Genomic DNA, 18,126 nt, shown 5'->3' with positions numbered 1-18,126 from the left:
ATTGACACCGGTGTCAACCCTGAGTAACAAAAATAGTGTAAAATTTTAACGTGACCAATTAATGACCATGCTAATTTTAGTTTATTTGCTAAAATCCGCATAAAAAAAACCCGAATAAGCGTCACTCAAATTCGGGTTACTGTGAAAAACAAAAAAGGGGGTTATTTTATTGCTGCTGTAGACTCGCGGGTAATTAAGCGTGATTCTAGCGTTACCTGATACGGCTGCTCTTGTGGCTGCGAAATATGCGATATAAGCTGCGTAACAGCTTGTTTAGTCATTTCTTCTACAGGTTGTGCAATAGTCGTTAAGCCCGGCCATATATGGCGTGCAATTGGTGCGTTATCAAACCCTGCAATAGAAATATCATCGGGTACGCGTAATTGGCGCTGTGTGGCAAGCTTTAATACCGCCGCCGCCATGTAATCGTTTGATGCAAATACCGCGGTAGGACGTGGCGATAAATCTAAAATGCTGCGCGCACTGTCTACACCTGAGTGATAACTAAAGTTACCCTCTTCTACTAGGCGCTCGTCAAATTCTATACCGTGGCTTGCCAACGCTCGCCTGTAACCTTTAAAGCGCTGTTGTGTAGCACTGTGATCTGGGTGGCCTTTAATAAAAGCAATTGACTTATGACCAAGTGAAATTAAGTGCTCGGTTATTTCATAGGCGCCCTGCTCGTCGTTGCTGCGCACTGAAATTGAATCATCTTCTAGCAGTGCCGATGCAACCCGTGCATAGGGTATTTTTTTAGCTTTTAAAAAATTAGCGAGTTTTTCAAAATCACCAAATGGCGGGGTCAGTACTACGCCGTCTAAACGCGAGGTTTGTAATAACTGCTCTATATCGTTAATTAAATCATCACCACGTAATTCACACGGGTGTATTAGTAAGTTGTAGTTATTTTCTTTACAGGCAGCAAGCGCACCCGTTTGTACGCGTGTTATATAACTTTTACTGGGGTTGTCGTATAAGCAGCCAATAATAAAGCTGCGATTTTGCGCAAGCCCGCGTGCTATTGGGTTAGGCGTGTAATCAAGCTCTTTAAATACTTTAAGTACTTTTTCTCGCGTAGCTGCACTCACGTTAGGCTCATTATTTAAAACCCGCGACACGGTTTTTTTAGAAACGCCCGCATGGCTTGCTACGCTATTTATGGTTACTTTTTTCATTTGTTCACTATCCAAATACAACCATTAAGCAAATTTACTTGCTGTTATATAAACACGCACCCGCCCCAATTAGCGGTATGTTATCTTGTGTTACTAAAGTAACTGGAATTTGCCCTGCATATTGCGACATAACACCTTTTTGCGAAAAACGCTCTACAAAGCGGCTTTCAAGTAATCGCGTTTGCATGCGCGGTAAAATACCGCCACCTATAAATAGGCCACCTAATGCGCCGTATACTACCGCTAAATCGCCTGCCACACTGCCAATCCAGTCACAAAACTGATTAAGCGTTGCATCGCACACTTCACACTCGCCACTGTTTGCAAGGCTACTAATTTGTGCTGCGTCTAAATTTTTAGCTGTAACCCCTTGCACGGCTGCCATTGCTTTGTATAAATGGGCAATACCTGGGCCTGAAAAAACAGTTTCTATAGATACATGAGGGTGTTCTTTACGAAGCTCGTTAATTAATAAAGCGTCTAGCTCGTTTACAGGTGCAAGCGACATATGCCCGCCCTCAGAGCTTAATACTGCAGTTGACTGCGCTGTACGCACTAAACACGCAGCACCAAAGCCAGTACCTGGTCCCATAACACCAATATTTGCATTTGCATCGGCCTGACCAGGCTTAATAGTAATATTTTGCGTTGAGTCTAAATAAGGCGCTGCATAAGCAAATGCAGCAAAGTCATTAATTACTTCTAATTGTGTTAAATTAAAATATGCTTTAAATTCACTAACACTAAAATGCCAACCTAAATTAGTTAAATGCACTTGGCCTGCTTTTATAGGGCCTGCAACAGCTAAACATGCCTGAGTAGGCGTAACATGGGGAATCGTTGTTAGGTATTGTTCAAGTGCACTTTCTAAAGAGCCAAAATTAGCACTGGGAAATATGTTAATATGCTCAATAACAAATTGGTTAGTTTGCTCATTAAAGTCGGTAATTAATGCAAAGCGCGCATTGGTGCCACCAATATCGGCAACTAAGATAGGGTTAAACTGGGCAGAAGAATTTTGGCTCATGGTATTATCTCTTTTGTGTAAGCGGCTTATGCTTATTATTTTACAACGGCTATGCGTTGTTATTTATACACTTTGAGCTATCACCTCAAAGTAGCTATCACAGTAAAAAAGGCTGCTATATAAAATAGCAGCTAATACGTTTTGACAACAAAATGATAAAACATTGGCATTATGACACCGGTGTCAGGATTAGATCAATAATAAATCGCAAAAAGCTTGAAATAATTCACTAATAGTCGAAAATGGCACAATTATTTAGCATTTAATTAAGTTGTAACAATGAAAGGTAAAGCCACCTCATTTGACATTGCCCATTATGCAGGGGTTTCACAATCAACTGTATCTCGCGCTTTACGTAACAGCCCCCTTGTTAATGAAGAAACACGCAAACGCGTCCACGACATAGCAAAACAACTTAACTATAAAGTTGATAAAAATGCCAGCAACTTGCGTACTCAGCAAAGTAGTACCCTTGCGCTATTGTTGTTTGAAGACCCAACATCAGATGAATCACAAATCAATCCATTCTTTTTATCAATGCTGGGCAGTATTACCCGTGCGTGTGCAAAAGAAGGTTACGACTTATTAGTATCGTTTCAATCAGCTAGTGCCGATTGGCAAGCCGACTACGAAGACAGCCACAGAGCCGATGGTATTATTTTGCTCGGCTATGGTGATTACATAGACTTTCAACCAAAATTTAAAACCTTGCTTGACCAAAACACTAAGTTTGTATGCTGGGGCGCCACAGTAGATAACCGCCCAGATCTTACTGTATGCTGCGACAACTACGGCGGGGGCAAACTAGCCGCTGACCATTTAATTGCCCATAACCGCACCGATTGCGCGTTTATCGGTGATGCATCTGATCACAGCCCAGAATTTTTTGCCCGCTTTCAGGGGTTTAAAGATGAGCTACTTACTAATGGTATAACCATTAATGAGCGAAAAACGGCCAATGCTATTTCAACTGAAGAGTCTGGTTATCATGCTACACGCTCACTTATTGCTAATAACATAAAATTTAACGCCTTATTTGCCGCTAGTGATTTAATTGCCATTGGTGCAATTCGCGCTTTAAAAGAAGCCAATATTAATGTTCCTAACGAAGTGGCCGTGGTCGGTTTTGATAACATAGCCATTGCAAGCTACATAAACCCACCGCTTACAACCATAGCGCAAGACACCACCGTCGCAGGGCAAATGTTAGTAGAGAACCTGCTTAAATTAATACGTGAAGAAGAGGTGCAAAGCACCCTTTTACCGCCGGTATTAATTGCCAGGGAGTCTAGTTAAGAATTTATCACTCAACTTCATTGTGCTTATTAAACATTAAACCCCCACTTAGATACAAAAAAGCCACGGCTGTTAACCGTGGCTTTAATTTTACATTTTGAACTAGCCTTATTTTAAAGCTTTCTCAACAACGGGATAATGATCCCAAACTTGTTTGTCGCTCAGTGAACGGACTAATTTAATATACTCGGCATGAGTCCATGCCAATGGTGTTGCTGAATTAGTCCCCTCGCCTAGCTCATAACCTGCTTTGTTAATCCCTACACCATCCCATACCTGCTCTGGTAACATAAGGCCGTTATTAGCAAATTGCTCTAAGCCTTTTACATAGCTGTTTTTAATTTGCGCTTGTTTAGCATCATCCAGAGCGTTGTTTGCATTAGCTGCTGCGATTTCGTAATGTCCGCGCTCACCGGTGAAAAATGGCCATACACGCCCACGTTGGCCTGGTGTATTACTGCCACCCTCAGCATAGTTTGTGCCTTTAACTTCATCTTCACCGTAACCATCATTGCCATAGCGGCGGTAGCCTGCAAAAGTGCCGCTGCCATCATCAAAACTAAAGCTGTATTTAACTTGTAGGTTATCTTCAAGCGTTTCGTCGTCATACTCAGGTAGTGTTTTAACGATGCTTTCATCATTTGCACCGCGTACGCCATAGCGTACTAACTCTAAAAAGCCGCCATCTAAAATTTGCTTTTTATTAAACCCTTCGCGGCCATTATTAGCGTTAATTTTAGTGTTTGAGTTTGCATCGGTATCTTGGCCTATACGAATAAAGTATTCGCCATCGCTATTCTCGCCTTTTAAGTTACCTTCGGTAGTAAACATTTGCGATTCAATATCGCTGCTGTATTTTTTAGCCGTGGCAAGGTAGCGCTGCGCGTTTTTATCATCGCCACTAAGCGTTGCGATATCGCTTGCGGTAATAAGGCCTGCCACTATTGCTGCAGTTGTAGATGGCGAATAACCGCTTTGCTCTTCCCAGCGCTCTTGTTGTGTTGCCGGTGGTGTAATTTGTGTGTCGTTCCACAAAATTTTAGCAAGTCCGCCCTCTACTAAAAAATCGGCCGCTGGTTTTAACATTTTGCCGTACCAGCTTTTTAGCTCTTCATCGCTAAGTACGTTGGCTTTATGTAACTTCCATGCCAGCATGATAGGCATAGCAGTTTGATCAAGCTGTACGCCTACCCATTCTAATTCACCATCGACGTGTGTTTTTTGTAAAAACCAGCCGGTATCGCCTTTATTACCTGGTGTTTTGCTGCTTACTTGCACTTTTTCAAGGTATTCGAACGCTGTTTTTGCTGTGGCAGTATCGCCAAGCGCCATAAATGCCATAGCTACTTGATAAAAATCGCGCACCCATACCGCTTTATAACCCGTAGAACCTTCTTTGGCTGAAACCGTTTCGCCCCATGGGTTAGATAAAGAAGCAATTAATGCCCCTGCGTGTGTTTTATCTTCTTGTGCTTTTAATACCATGGCGCTGGTGTATAAAAGCTTACCGTTATCGGCTGTTTGTTCAACCATGGTATTAAGCGGTTTTAGGCTTTGTAGGTAATCTTCCCAGCCTAGCGCTTCACCTTTGCCGTTGTAGTGATCGAGCACCGTTTGGTACCCTTTTGCCAAACTTTGTTCACCTTGCTGAATACTTTGCTGCTGCGTTTTACCAAAGCTCAGGGCTAAATCAAAAGTGGTATTTGCACTTATCTCGCCAAGCTCTGCAAGCATGCTTACATTACCAGCAGTTTCGCCAGTATCTGTGTATTGGTTATTTAGAGATTGCGTAGTTTTAAGTGCATTAATGCCGTCACTTTTTCCTGTAAACCCAACTGTTTTTGCTTTAAATGGTGACGCGGATTGAAGTGATAAATAGTTATCATCTTCCCATGCTAAAAGCCCTTTCTCTGTTGTTTTAGCAAAGTCACCTAAGCCGTTATTATTAATGTACGGATTAACAGACACATACGCTTTTAACCCTTCAAGCTCAGTATTAAACACGCTGCGTACAAACAGGGTTTGCCCATCTGGGTCAGTAAATATGTGTTTTTCTATGCTAAAGCGGCCTTGTTTATCAGTGCTTGTTACTTTATAAGCCAGCGATAACGGGCGACCTTGTGCATCTTTATGTAAGTAATCAATGGTGACATTTAAATCATCCGCTTCACTAACGGTAAAATCTTTACCTGTTACTATAAATTGCATGTCTTTTATTTGTGCTTGGTGAATAAGCCCAAACATGGTTTCGGTGATCATCCCTTTAGCAATTGAAAACCATACTTTAGACACATCCCCCGTTGCAGCTGCATCAGTGTATTGGCCGTTTTGGTATTGCTCGTATGATGTACCAATACCTGTTTTACCCGCATAAGCCCAAAAAGGCTCTGCGCCTGGGGCGCCTGGTGCTGATGTAACCTGTGCTGTGGTACTTTCGTTAGTTGTGCTTGTGTTTTGAGCGCCGCAAGCCGTTAAACCTAACGTTAAAAGAGAGGCGGTTATAAGGTTATATTTTTTCATTGTGTGTCCTTAATGAGAATTTTTAACGCGCATTACTGCAACAGCAGCAACAACAAACGAAGCTGCACCAATTAATAATGCGTAAATAGGCTGATTAGAAAATACGTGGCGTAAAATAAGCCCTAAAATACTGGCAGCAAGTAACTGAGGTATAACTATAAAAAAGTTAAAAATCCCCATATAAACGCCCATTTTGTTACTCGGTAGTGCGTTACTTAACATGGCATACGGGAGTGATAAAATAGACGCCCACGCAAACCCTACGCCTATCATAGGTATAAGTAGCATTTTAGGGTCTTGAATAAACATAAAGCTTGCAAGACCTAACGCGCCCAGCAATAAATTAAAGCAATGCGCGCCTTTTAATCCCATTTTTTTAACTAAAAACGGAATACACATAGCGGCAATTGCGGCAAATCCATTGTAGGCGGCAAATAAAATACCCACCCAATCTGCACCATCGTTAAATGCTTTAGAAGTTGCATCGCTACTACCATAATGAAAACTTGTTACTGCAGCGGTGGTATAAATCCACATAGCAAATAAAGTAAACCAGCTAAAAAACTGCACCCAGGCAAGCTGCTTCATGGCCTCTGGCATAGTAAATACATCTTGTACTACTTGGTAAAAACCACCTTGGGTTTTATTCGCACTTTTAAGCGCCGCTGCAATCCACTGCACAATACCAAACGCTAATAAACCACCAGCAAGTAGGTATAATTCTTTTTCAAGGGATAAGCCCATGACTAATGCAAGAGTTGCTAAACCCAGTACCACAAAAATAATGGCACCTTTATTAAAGTTAATATCAACCACTTTGCTTGTTGTAGGTTGAGCACATTGCTTTTCAAAAGCCGCTAATTGCTCAGGGCTGTATTCTTTAGTACGTGCAACGGTCCAAAGCACGGCAACAAGTAACACCACCCCGCCCCAATAAAATGAGTATTTAACAGATTCAGGAATTTGCCCTGGGGCTGCGGTATTACTTACATCAAACCAGTTGGTCATCATCCATGGTAGCGCCGAGGCTAACACCGCCCCAATACCAATAAAAAAGCTTTGTAAACCGTAACCTGTCGCGCGTTGTTTTTCTGGCAAGTTATCACCAACAAGTGCTCTAAACGGTTCCATGGTTACGTTGATTGACGCATCCATGATCCATAACATACCCGCGGCAATCCAAAGCGTTGGTGAATGCGGCATAATAAATAGTGAAAGCGTTGTTAACACTGCGCCTATAAAAAAGAACGGACGACGGCGGCCAAAGCGACCCCAGGTTTTATCGCTCCAATAACCTATAATAGGCTGAACAATTAAGCCTGTAAGTGGGGCTGCAACCCATAAAATGGGAATATCATCAACTTGTGCGCCTAATGTTTGAAATATTCGGCTCACATTGCCGTTTTGCAGGGCAAAACCAAATTGTATGCCTAAAAAGCCAAAGCACATGTTCCATATTTGCCAAAAACTTAAATTTGGCTTATCGGTATTATTATTTTGATTATTCATTATTAGCCTTATTTGTTAATACTGCGCTGCTAAATGCATCAAGTGTGAGGTTAAATGTAGCGCCTTGCGGGTGAGCTTTAAGCTCGGTGGTGTGATTTTCAAGTAAATCATTTAATAGCGTATTCTCACTCATTGCACCTAATTGTGCCTTTGATAAATTAACCGTAACTGTTTGTGGCTGCTCGCTAAAGTTACTTAACACATATACACTTTGCTGGCCTAAAGAGCGGGTAAAACCAACAACACGTTCACTTCCTACAAGGTTAAGTGCCGACATTTCTCCGCCTACTACAGCAGGTAAACTATTCAGTGACATAACCGCTTTGTAGTATTCACGAAGTGCTACTTGCTCTGCAGTTAAGTTAGCGCCATCAAATTTCCCGTTATTCATCCATGCTTGGTGTGCTGGGACGCCAATGTAGTCAAAAATACTGGTACGTGTCGGCGCTCCAAACCCCGCGTTTTCAGAGCCATCTTCACCCACATCTTGAGCAAAATATAAAAGTGTTGGCGAGCGGCTAATTAAATTAGAAACAACTAAAGCAGGTTTACCCCACTGGGAATTACCCGCAAAGTCTGGGCTTGCGATTCGTTGCTCGTCGTGATTTTCTAAAAAATGCAGCATGTGTTGCTCTATATCGAGCACACTTTGATGCGCATCAAAAATACTATTGGCAGGTTGTTTAAGTTGCATTATCGCTTTTAAGGTATCGTAAAAGCCGACTTTATCGTAAAGGTAATCCATTTTACCTTGCTGAATATAGGCACGGTACATTAACGGGTTATATACTTCGGCCAATAAAAACGCATCGCTTTTTTGCATTTTTATTGACGAATTTAAAAAGCTCCAAAATTCAACCGGGACCATTTCGGCCATGTCGTATCTAAAGCCATCAACGCCTTTGTCTAACCAAAAAAGTGCAATGTCTCTAAATTTGTACCAGCTATCTGGTAGCTCTTTATCTTGCCAAAACGCATAATGAGCACGGTAATCTTTGTCTTTGTAATCGTTTGGCAGCTGAGCAAAATCGTAGCTCCCATCTGGCTTTACGCCATAATTTACTTTTACTGTTTCGTACCAATCGTTAATATCGGGTTTTGGTGCACGGGCACCGTTACCTGTCCATTTAGCAGGTGTTTCATCAAAAAAGCCATCCGCAAGTGGGTGATCCTTTCCCCCTAACACGGTATAAGTTGTAGAGGTAGGCACTTGAAAGGACTGCCCAGGCACATAATAAAAGTTGTTATTTTTATCGTACGTTTTGCTGGTGTCGTCTTGCGCGCCGAAATCCTCTACGCCTTTAGGCTTTCCAAGTGATTTATAATTTCGGGCAACATGGTTAGGCACTATATCAATAATGACTTTCATACCGTGGCTATGTGTACGCTCAATAAGCTGGCTAAACTCCCCCATGCGGTTTGTTACATTAACGGCTAAATCGGGGTTAACATCGTAGTAATCTTTAATTGCGTACGGTGAACCTGCGCGGCCTTTTACTACATCGGGGTCATCTTGTGAAATACCGTAGTCGGTATAATCGCCCACTAACGCGTGGTGTAATACACCGGTATACCAAACGTGCGTGGTACCTAGCTCTTTAATGCCTTTGAGGGCTGCATCGTTAAAGTCGGCAAATTTACCTACGCCGTTTTGCTCTTTAGTGCCCCATGGCACATTGGCTGTTTCGGTATTACCAAACAAACGGGTAAATACTTGATATACAACCGGCTTGGTAAGCTCATTTTGCGTGTGGGCAGGTGCTTGCTGTTGTTCAGGTTTGTTATTTTCTGAACACCCTGTAGCAATAAGTGCACTACACAGTACTGCGGGTACATAAACTGATTTTTTCATTGTGTGTCTTTTTTGTCAGTATTGTTATTAACTTTATACTAAAGATTACTGCAGCAACCATACAGTTGCTGCATACGTATTCAGGTCACTATTGTGGCGTATTTATAACGAGTACCGTTGCGCTCATCGCTGGTAATTCAATGGTTTTGCCAAGCTTTTGTGTTTTTTGAGTAAATAAATTAAATGCTGTTGTGCTGTTAGGCATTACCTCTTGCATATACTCAATATTTTTTTGTAGCGCTTGTGTGTTTTTATTCATAAATACCAACACTGTTTGCTCATCGCTAATACGCGCATAACTATAAACCCCTTGTTGAGGCGTAAAGTGTACAAGCTTCCCTTTATCTAATGCTGAGCTGTTTTTTCTAAAATTAAGCAGCGTACTGATGGTGTTATGCATCTCTTTTTGCTGTTTTGTTAAGCCCTCTTTGGTAAAGGCATTACGTGTTTGGCCTTCAAACCCGCCGGGGAAGTCAATTCTAATATCACCATGGTCTTTACTTGGGGTGTTATCTAATAGTACTTCCGTACCGTAATACATTTGCGCTATGCCACGTGTGGTTAAAAACAAGGTCATCGCCATTTTTGTTTTGGCTACATCTTGGCCAAGCTCAGTGTAAACACGGCTCATATCGTGGTTATCGGCAAATACCATAATGTTATTTGTATCAGGGTATAAAAAGTCATTAGCTAACGATTCATATACTTTAACCCAACCCGTGTTCCAGCTTTCATCTTCATTTAGCGCTTGAATTACCGACTCTTGCAACGAAAAGTCCATCACGCTTGGTAAGCTTGATGTATAGCCATCTTGGTTATGCTTGCCACGTTGCCAGTAAGAGGCAATAGCAGGGTTAGACGTCCACTCTTCTCCAACAATATTAAAGTCTGGGTACTCTTGCATTATGGCTTTTGTCCAATCACTCAAAAATGCTTTATCTGAGTAGGAGTAGGTATCAACACGTATGCCGCTTAAATCGGCGTATTCTATCCACCAAATCGCATTTTGAATTAAGTATTCACTTAACAGTGGTTGGCGCTGATTTAAATCAGGCATGGTTTCTACAAACCAGCCATCGTTAAACTGGCGCTTGTCGTATTCACTGGCGTGTGGGTCTTGTATGGTTTGGCGCGCATGGCTGGTGGCATTTTTGCCTTTATTAAACTCACCATTAAAGTTAATCCAATCTTTAGTTGGCTTATCGTTAACCCAAGTATGCTCAGAGCCAAAATGGTTAAGGACCATATCCATTACCAGCCCTATACCCTGCTCTTTTGCTTTTACTGATAACGTTTTGTATAGCTGGTTTGAGCCCATGCGTGGGTCAACCTTATAAAAGTCTGTAATTGCATAACCATGATAAGAATAATTAGGCATGTTGTTTTCAAGCACTGGGGTTAACCAAAGCTGTGTTACGCCTAAATCGTTTAAATAGGGTAGCGCGTTTATAACGCCTTGAATATCACCACCGTGGCGCCCACCTTTTATACTCGGGTTTGCCGCTTCTAACATGCTTGCGACAGTATCGTTTTGTTTATCACCATTAGCAAAGCGATCTGGGTTAATTAAATAAAGCGTATCAGCTGATGTAAACCCTTGACGCAGAGCGCTGTTTTTATCTCGCTCAAGAAGTGGAAACTCAAAGTTATTGCTTGTTTCGCTGCTATTAAATTCAAGCGTTCCGGCTTTAGCGGCGTCGGTAATGGTAATATTTAAAAATACATAATTTGGATTGTCGGTACGGGTTACTTTATTTAACTTAACGCCGTTGCATTTAGCTAATTTAATTTGCTCGTTTGCAATGTTTTGCTCATGAACCATGATGGTAATCGTGTTTTTGTTCATGCCAACCCACCAATTAGCTGGCTCAACGTCAAGTGCGTAGCTAATGGTTGGTAAAGTACAGGCACTTACAAGTAAAAGTTTTTTTAAAAGTTGCATCATCAGGCCTTTTTAATTTTTGCTAAAAAATTTTTATGAGTGGGTAATTGATCTACCGTTGAGGTAATAAGCGTTTTTAGTGTTGAGAATAAATCGTTTAGTTGTTCACTACTGAGTGAGTCAACAATGCTGTTGTAATCTTCGGGGATAAGCCCTTGGCCAATAAACACCTGTTGCCAGGCAACTTCGGCAAATAATTCGTCGTTTTCGCGCACTGCTTTGCCGGTTTGCTTAAATAATTTGAGCTTATGAGCCAATGAGTCAGGAATGTCCATTTGCTTACATTGTCGCCAAAATGGAGAGTCTTCTCGCGCTGTTAGTGTGTAATGCAATATTATAAAATCACGAATGTGCTCTATTTCTATCACGCTTTGCTTATTAAATTCAGTAACTAAAGCTTCGCTTATGCCATTGTGTGGAAACAGCTTTATTAAACGGGTTACGGCACTTTGTATTAAATGAATACTGGTAGACTCTAGCGGCTCTAAAAAGCCACTGGCAAGGCCAACCGATACCACATTTTTATGCCATTGTTTTAAACGTCGTCCTGTTTTAAATTTAATTACCCGCGGCTCAGTCATTGGCTTAGCGGGTAAATTATTTAATAATAACTGCGTTGCCGCATCGTCAGATAAATAACGACTACAGTACACCAAGCCATTACCTATTCGACTTTGCAGCGGTATTTGCCACTGCCAGCCTGCGCTGTGTGCAATTGAACGCGTATAAGGTTTTAGCTCGCTAGTACCTTGAGACTGCACCGCCACGGCACTATCACACGGTAAATAATGAGACCAATCGACAAAACCGGTGTTAAGGGTTTGCTCTATGAGTAAGGCGCGCTGCCCTGTAGCGTCTATAAAAAGGTCGCCATTTATCTGTTGTGAGTTACCAAGGGTTAATGATTTTATATTCCCTGATAAAGGGCATTGTTCAACCTGCTCTATTTTGGCATCAATATGCTCAACACCGCGTGATGTTGCGAGGTTTTTTAAAAACTCAGCATATAACGTTGCGTCAAAATGATACGCATAACTCAAGCCAGGCAATTGTGTATTAGGTAGGGTATTTAAGGGTGCAAATTTATGCTGCTTAGCCGCTTGGTAGTTAAGAGAAAAGTCCCATAAGCTTTCTTTTGCACCGCTAATATGCCCTTTTACCCAAAAATTGTAAAAATCGCAAAAGGGGAGGTCTTTTCCAAATGAGCCAAAAGCATGCATGTAGCTATGAGAGGGGGTTTTCCAATTTTCGAACTCAATCCCTAATTTTATAGATGCATTTGTAGCGTTTATAAAATCTTGCTCGTTTATACCCAATGCGTTATTAAGCTGAATAATAGGCGGAATTGTAGCTTCACCCACGCCTATAGTGCCAATAGTACTTGACTCAATAAGGGTTATTTTAATTACTTTACCTAACACTTTATTAAGCAAGGCGGCTGTTATCCACCCTGCCGTGCCCCCGCCTGCGATTACGACGTGTTTTATTGGTTTCATATTATTGTCCACGCTTACAGTTTAAAGCTTTGTTGAGTTTGATAAAGTAGCTATAAAAAAGCCCTTGTAAAACAAATTACAAGGGCTCCTACACACAACCTTTATTATAGCTTGTAGCTAAAGCCTAACAAGTAAGTACGACCGTAATCTTGGTAGTCACGAACTTGTAGCGCGTTATCGCCAGAAAGCGATGTAAACGGCTCTTCTGTTAAGTTTTGAACTTGGAACTGAATTGATAACCCTTCAAGGCTTTCAACACCGGCCTCACTAAAGTCGTAACCCGCTTGAATGTCCCAAATTGTTTCGCCTAGGATATCCACTTGCTCGGTATCAAAACCTAGCCCGTATACATCACCTTTAAAGGCACTACGTTTACGCATGCTGGTACGCAGTTGAATACCATTCATTTCGTAGTAAACCGTTAAGCTTTGAATTTTGTCAGACAGACCCGGTAGCTCGTACTCATTGCCGTTTTGATCTTCAATGTCTGATTCAATACCCGTATGGCTTGCAATTAAACCAAAACCTTCAAGTGACGGGTGGAATATTTTAAATGGTAACGCTAGTGATAGCTCGTAACCGTATAGGTCGCCGCCACCGCCATTTACTTTACCACTGCCAGTACCTTCAGATGTAGCTGGAATTTCACCTGTTGAAGGGTCAGCAACGCCCGACATATCAATTTCGTATGTGCCGTCAAAAATCCACTGGGTTAAGTCTTTATAGAAAAACGCAGCAGAGAAGTAACCTTCATCGCTAAAGTAGTTTTCGTACGTTAAATCGTAACCAGTTGCTTCTTTAGGCTCTAGGTTAGGGTTACCACCCGATACAGACCAAAAGTTACCGTTTTCATCAGGCGTTGTGTTGTATGATGCATCAATCGATGAGTTCATCTCGTCCAAACGGGCGCGTGAGATTGTTTTAGCTGCACCAAAACGTACTGTTTGCTGCTCATCAATCGCAAGTGATAAGTTCAAACTTGGTAAAACGTGTGAATAATCGTGGCTAATATTGGTAGGTGATGCCACAACAATGCCATCTACAGTACTAAATGCATTACCTTGCGATGACTGATCAGTGTGAACGTAACGTACACCGATATTACCCGTTAACGCTAAGCCGCTTACTTCGGCATTAATATTAGCTTGTGCAAATGCAGAGGTAATTTCTTCTTTTACGGTCCACGATTTAGTTAAATGGCTCGTATTTGTTAAGCTTTCATCTAGTAAGTCGTAGTAGCCGTCATTAACAAGACCATTTACATCGTAGGCAATCATATCGCCCATGCCAATAAAGTCTAAATCAACGCTGCCCATTCGATACTGCTCTGGCACGGTAACTAAACCCGGGTTATCAAGTGAAAACCCAGATAACGTCATAAAGAAGCCCTGTGAATCTTTGGTTTTTTCGCGCTCTTTATAAGACATACCAAATTCAATTGAGCTGAAGTATTCGTTTTCTAATACTTTAGATGCCGCTAGTTTTAACGTAGATAACTCATCTTCAATTGTAGGTGCATTAATGAAACCATCTTGCGCTTGGTTTTCATACTCGGTGCCGGTTAAGCCATATTTATCATTTAAAGCAGAGCTTGCACCCCATGATAAAGGACCACCTAATTGCATTAAGCTGTAATCGCTGTAATCTAAATCGTGAGTAAACGTAGCACCTGTATTACCACCGTTAAATGTGTAACCAAGGTTATCTGCAACACCGCGAGCATCGCCTCGACCTGTGCCTGAGTAACTCTCAAGGCTCCAAATTTTACGGTCTACTTGAGAGTAACTCGCGTCAAACTCTACTGACCACGAGTCATCAATATCGTATTTCGTGTTAAAGCCAAACGCGGTTAGTTCTGCTTCACGCTCTTCGTAGTCGTTACGAACAACCACACGTTGGCCATTTGTTACCGCACTGGTAATAAAGCCACTTGCGTCATCTACAGCTACGCTTGCAGGGTCAATCGAACCTTGACCCCATGCGAATGGGATTTCGATACCACGTAAGATTTTTTCATCTGTAAAATCAACATATAACGCATCAAACGTCATGTTTAATTTGTCTGTAGGAGCGGCCTCTAGTACGAGCATTGCTGAGTCACGTTCAAGGGTTGATGAACGTACAAATGGTTTTGCACCCCCTAATATAGAGTACGTTTGACCATCATCAGCAGTAAATTCAGGGTAACCCCAAGAGTTCCAACGTTTTTCTTGATTTGGAGAGCTCATGGTATTTAGTGCAAACGCAACACCTATGGTGTCATCTGCAAATTGATCAATGTATGAAATAGTACCGCGGTAACCATCGTCGTTACCGTCTGGGTTTAGTTTATCAAAGCTAGTTTGCTCGTATTGGCCATTAACTTGAAATACACGCTCGCCTTTACTTAAAGGACGTACGGTTTGCATGTTAATAACACCGGCAATACCTTCTGCTTCAATACTTGCATTAGGTGTTTTATATACGGTAACGCCGCTCATAATTTCTGATGGATAAAGGTCAAACTCTACGCCGCGGTTATCGCCAATAGATACTTGCTCGCGGCCATTAAATGTGGTGCCACTTTCGTTTTCACCAAAACCACGAATTGATACTCTACTTGCGCGACCATCTAGGCGCTGCGCCGTTAAACCTGGTAAGCGTGCAATAGACTCAGCAATAGACGAGTCAGGAAGTTTACCTATATCTTCAGCTGAAATTGACTCAACGACTTGAGTAGAAAAACGCTTTGTGTTGATTGATTCTACAACACTGCCACGAAAGCCTTTTACTTCGATAACCTCAACGTCATCATTTTTAACTGTATCTTCTTGTGCTGCTACAGAGGCAAAGCTTGCTAATCCTGCAGTAGCCATTGCCAACGTTAATATACTTGGTTTGAACATAGACATGATGTTTTTCCCGTTACCCATATTGTGATACTCGCTTCTTTATTTGAGTGATAGTCAAACAGGCGAACTAATTTTGTTGTCAGCATCAATATTAACGCTCGAATTATTTTATTAACAACTTTATGCATACGTATTCAGTACTATACAAAAGGCTAAAAGTTAACAATGAGTTCACAAATAAAACTTTAACCCACTGTTTTAAATAGTTTTATATTGGTGCAACCTAGTGATGTATTATCATTATAAAAATACATCAATTATTTAACTGAAATCCCTTTGTCATCGTTTGTAAATAGCGTTAATTAAAGGTTTTTTATAAATTTACACGCATATCTTTTGTAAAAATCATCAGATTAAATTGGTCTGACCAAAGAGTGAAATCACCAAAGCTGTGCAGCCCTTTAAAAATAAGCACCAAAATAGCCAGTTGTTTTAGTTACACATAAATAAACACGATTGGTAAAAGTGCTGCAGCGGTTTTTATGGGTAACTTTCCGCTTAGCTAAAACCGCTTTTATGTAAGTAAATTAGCTGCATACGTATGCAGACTTTTTACAGAGCAGCACCCTTCACGTATGCTTTTTGAAAATTTAGTGATTGTTTCAATCAAACTAATAACAATATAAATACTGTGTGGAACGACGGAGAAAAGCATGACCCAACAGCAGTGGTATAAAGGTGCGGTTATTTATCAGGTTTACCCGCGAAGCTTTCAAGACAGCAATAACGATGGTATTGGTGATCTTAAAGGGATAATTAATCGCATTGATTACATTAAAAGCTTAGGCGTTGACGCTATTTGGATTTCTCCTTTTTTCAAATCTCCAATGAAAGATTTTGGCTACGACATAAGTGACTATCGCGATATAGACCCCATATTTGGTGACCTAAACGACTTTGATGAGTTAATAGATCAAGCACATAAACGCGACATTAAAATTATTATTGACCAAGTGTTAAGCCATACATCAGACCAACATCAATGGTTTTTAGATAGCCGCGAAAACCAAAACAATGATAAAGCTGACTGGTACGTATGGGCAGATGCTAAAGAAGATGGCACAGCGCCTAATAACTGGTTATCTATTTTTGGTGGCGGTGCTTGGCAATGGGAGCCTCGTCGCGGTCAGTACTATTTGCATAACTTTTTAACCGAACAGCCTGATTTAAACTTTCATAACCCAGATGTAAGAAAAGCTGTTTTAGAAAACGTAGAGTTTTGGCTTAAAAAAGGTGTAGATGGTTTTAGATTAGACGCTATTAACTTTTGCTACCACGATGCACAATTACGTGACAATCCTGCAAAGCCTAAAGATAAACGCCAAGGCCGTGGCTTTAGTGAAGATAACCCATACGCGTTTCAGTACCATTATTATAATAACACCCAACCAGAAAACATTGAGTTTATGCAAGACATACGTGCACTACTTAATAAATACCCGGGTACTGTATCACTTGGTGAAATTTCATCGGAAGATTCATTGGCAACAATGGCAGAATATACCCAAGGCGGTGATAAGCTGCATATGGGCTATAGTTTTGAGCTACTCACTGATGATTATTCAAGTGAATACATAAGAGAAACCGTACAGACTCTAGAGCAACGCATGACTGAAGGTTGGCCGTGCTGGGCGTTTAGCAACCACGATGTAGAGCGTGTTGCGAGCCGCTGGAGCCAAAATGGTGAAATAAACCCAGCACAATGCAAAATGCTTACAGCCCTACTTGCTTCATTACGTGGTAGCGTATGTATGTACCAAGGTGAAGAGCTGGGGCTAGGTGAAGCCTCTGTAGCATTTGAAGACCTACAAGACCCATATGGCATTACCTTTTGGCCAAACTTTAAAGGTCGCGACGGCTGTAGAACGCCAATGCCATGGGAAGGTAACAACACACAAAACGCAGGATTTAGTGCTGCTAAACCGTGGTTACCGGTTGGTAGCGCGCATACGCAGCAGGCTGTGTCTGTACAAGATAAAGATGCAAACTCTATACTTAATGCTTATCGTGAGTTTATGGCATGGCGTAAACAGCATACTGTGTTATTAGCAGGCGATATTAAGTTTATTGATACTGCTGAGCCTATCCTCGCTTTTTACAGAACGCTAAACGAGCAAACTATGTTATGTGTGTTTAACTTAGCTGATACCAATCAAACATTTGAGTTGACTAAAACAGTGACTGAGTCGCATGACTCACTATCTCATTGTAATGCTACTTTAGATGGTAATAAGCTAAACATGAATGGTTTTGACTGTTACTTTGCTTTTGTAAAATAAGAAAGCCCCGACTGTCCCGTCCTGAAATAGGTTGACGGTTTTAATGAAAGACTTGGTGCGAAAGCGCCAGGTCTTTTTTATGCACTTGATTTGGTGTTTTCATATCCAAACTTAAGTGCGGTCGCATTTCATTGTATAT

At 41.3% G+C, this 18,126-nt stretch carries 10 protein-coding genes; 2 read left to right on the top strand and 8 right to left on the bottom strand.

Features of this window, described 5'->3' with window-relative positions; all coding sequences use genetic code 11:
• Nucleotides 1-161: 161 nt before the first annotated feature.
• Nucleotides 162-1,175 (bottom strand): LacI family DNA-binding transcriptional regulator, encoded by a 1,014-nt coding sequence (locus tag PSI06_RS13535; protein ID WP_024034047.1) that lies wholly within the window; start codon nt 1,173-1,175, stop codon nt 162-164.
• A gap of 34 nt (nt 1,176-1,209) precedes the next feature.
• The gene (gene glk / locus PSI06_RS13530; protein WP_273604014.1) at nt 1,210-2,202 is read right to left on the bottom strand and encodes a glucokinase; all 993 of its coding nucleotides are present in this window, start codon (nt 2,200-2,202) and stop codon (nt 1,210-1,212) included.
• A gap of 279 nt (nt 2,203-2,481) precedes the next feature.
• On the opposite strand from glk, the gene PSI06_RS13525 reads away from it, so the two are divergent.
• Complete coding sequence (locus PSI06_RS13525) at nt 2,482-3,498, top strand: LacI family DNA-binding transcriptional regulator (RefSeq protein WP_273604015.1); 1,017 nt, start codon at nt 2,482-2,484, stop codon at nt 3,496-3,498.
• Between the two features lie 108 nt (nt 3,499-3,606).
• On the opposite strand, the gene PSI06_RS13520 is transcribed toward PSI06_RS13525, so the two are convergent.
• From PSI06_RS13520 to PSI06_RS13495, 6 genes are all read right to left on the bottom strand, one after another.
• The gene (locus PSI06_RS13520) at nt 3,607-6,018 is read right to left on the bottom strand and encodes a glycoside hydrolase family 15 protein (protein WP_273604017.1); all 2,412 of its coding nucleotides are present in this window, start codon (nt 6,016-6,018) and stop codon (nt 3,607-3,609) included.
• A 9-nt stretch (nt 6,019-6,027) separates the two neighbouring features.
• Nucleotides 6,028-7,527 carry an MFS transporter gene (locus tag PSI06_RS13515; RefSeq protein ID WP_004587800.1) on the bottom strand — a complete coding sequence of 500 codons (1,500 nt, stop codon included), beginning with the start codon at nt 7,525-7,527 and terminating at the stop codon, nt 6,028-6,030.
• Nucleotides 7,520-9,379 carry an alpha-amylase family glycosyl hydrolase gene (locus tag PSI06_RS13510; protein WP_004587799.1) on the bottom strand — a complete coding sequence of 620 codons (1,860 nt, stop codon included), beginning with the start codon at nt 9,377-9,379 and terminating at the stop codon, nt 7,520-7,522. The genes PSI06_RS13515 and PSI06_RS13510 overlap by 8 nt, the downstream gene beginning before the upstream one ends.
• Before the next feature lie 88 nt (nt 9,380-9,467).
• On the bottom strand, nt 9,468-11,324 hold the full coding sequence (locus PSI06_RS13505) for a glycoside hydrolase family 13 protein (RefSeq protein ID WP_273605029.1): 1,857 nt from the start codon (nt 11,322-11,324) through the stop codon (nt 9,468-9,470).
• Entirely contained in the window at nt 11,324-12,817 is a 1,494-nt protein-coding gene (locus tag PSI06_RS13500; protein ID WP_273604022.1) for a tryptophan halogenase family protein, read from the bottom strand. Before PSI06_RS13500 ends, PSI06_RS13505 begins: the two co-directional genes overlap by 1 nt.
• Nucleotides 12,818-12,921: 104 nt before the next feature.
• Entirely contained in the window at nt 12,922-15,708 is a 2,787-nt protein-coding gene (locus PSI06_RS13495) for a TonB-dependent receptor (protein ID WP_004587796.1), read from the bottom strand.
• Nucleotides 15,709-16,361: 653 nt separating this feature from the next.
• Between PSI06_RS13495 and PSI06_RS13490 the strand changes: the two genes are divergently transcribed.
• On the top strand, nt 16,362-17,987 hold the full coding sequence (locus PSI06_RS13490; protein ID WP_273604026.1) for an alpha-glucosidase family protein: 1,626 nt from the start codon (nt 16,362-16,364) through the stop codon (nt 17,985-17,987).
• The last annotated feature ends 139 nt before the right edge of the window (nt 17,988-18,126 follow it).

It is taken from the genome of Pseudoalteromonas sp. GABNS16E (assembly GCF_028598715.1).
Classification (GTDB): Bacteria; Pseudomonadota; Gammaproteobacteria; order Enterobacterales; family Alteromonadaceae; genus Pseudoalteromonas; species Pseudoalteromonas atlantica.
This window is presented reverse-complemented; position numbering and strand designations above follow the sequence as displayed.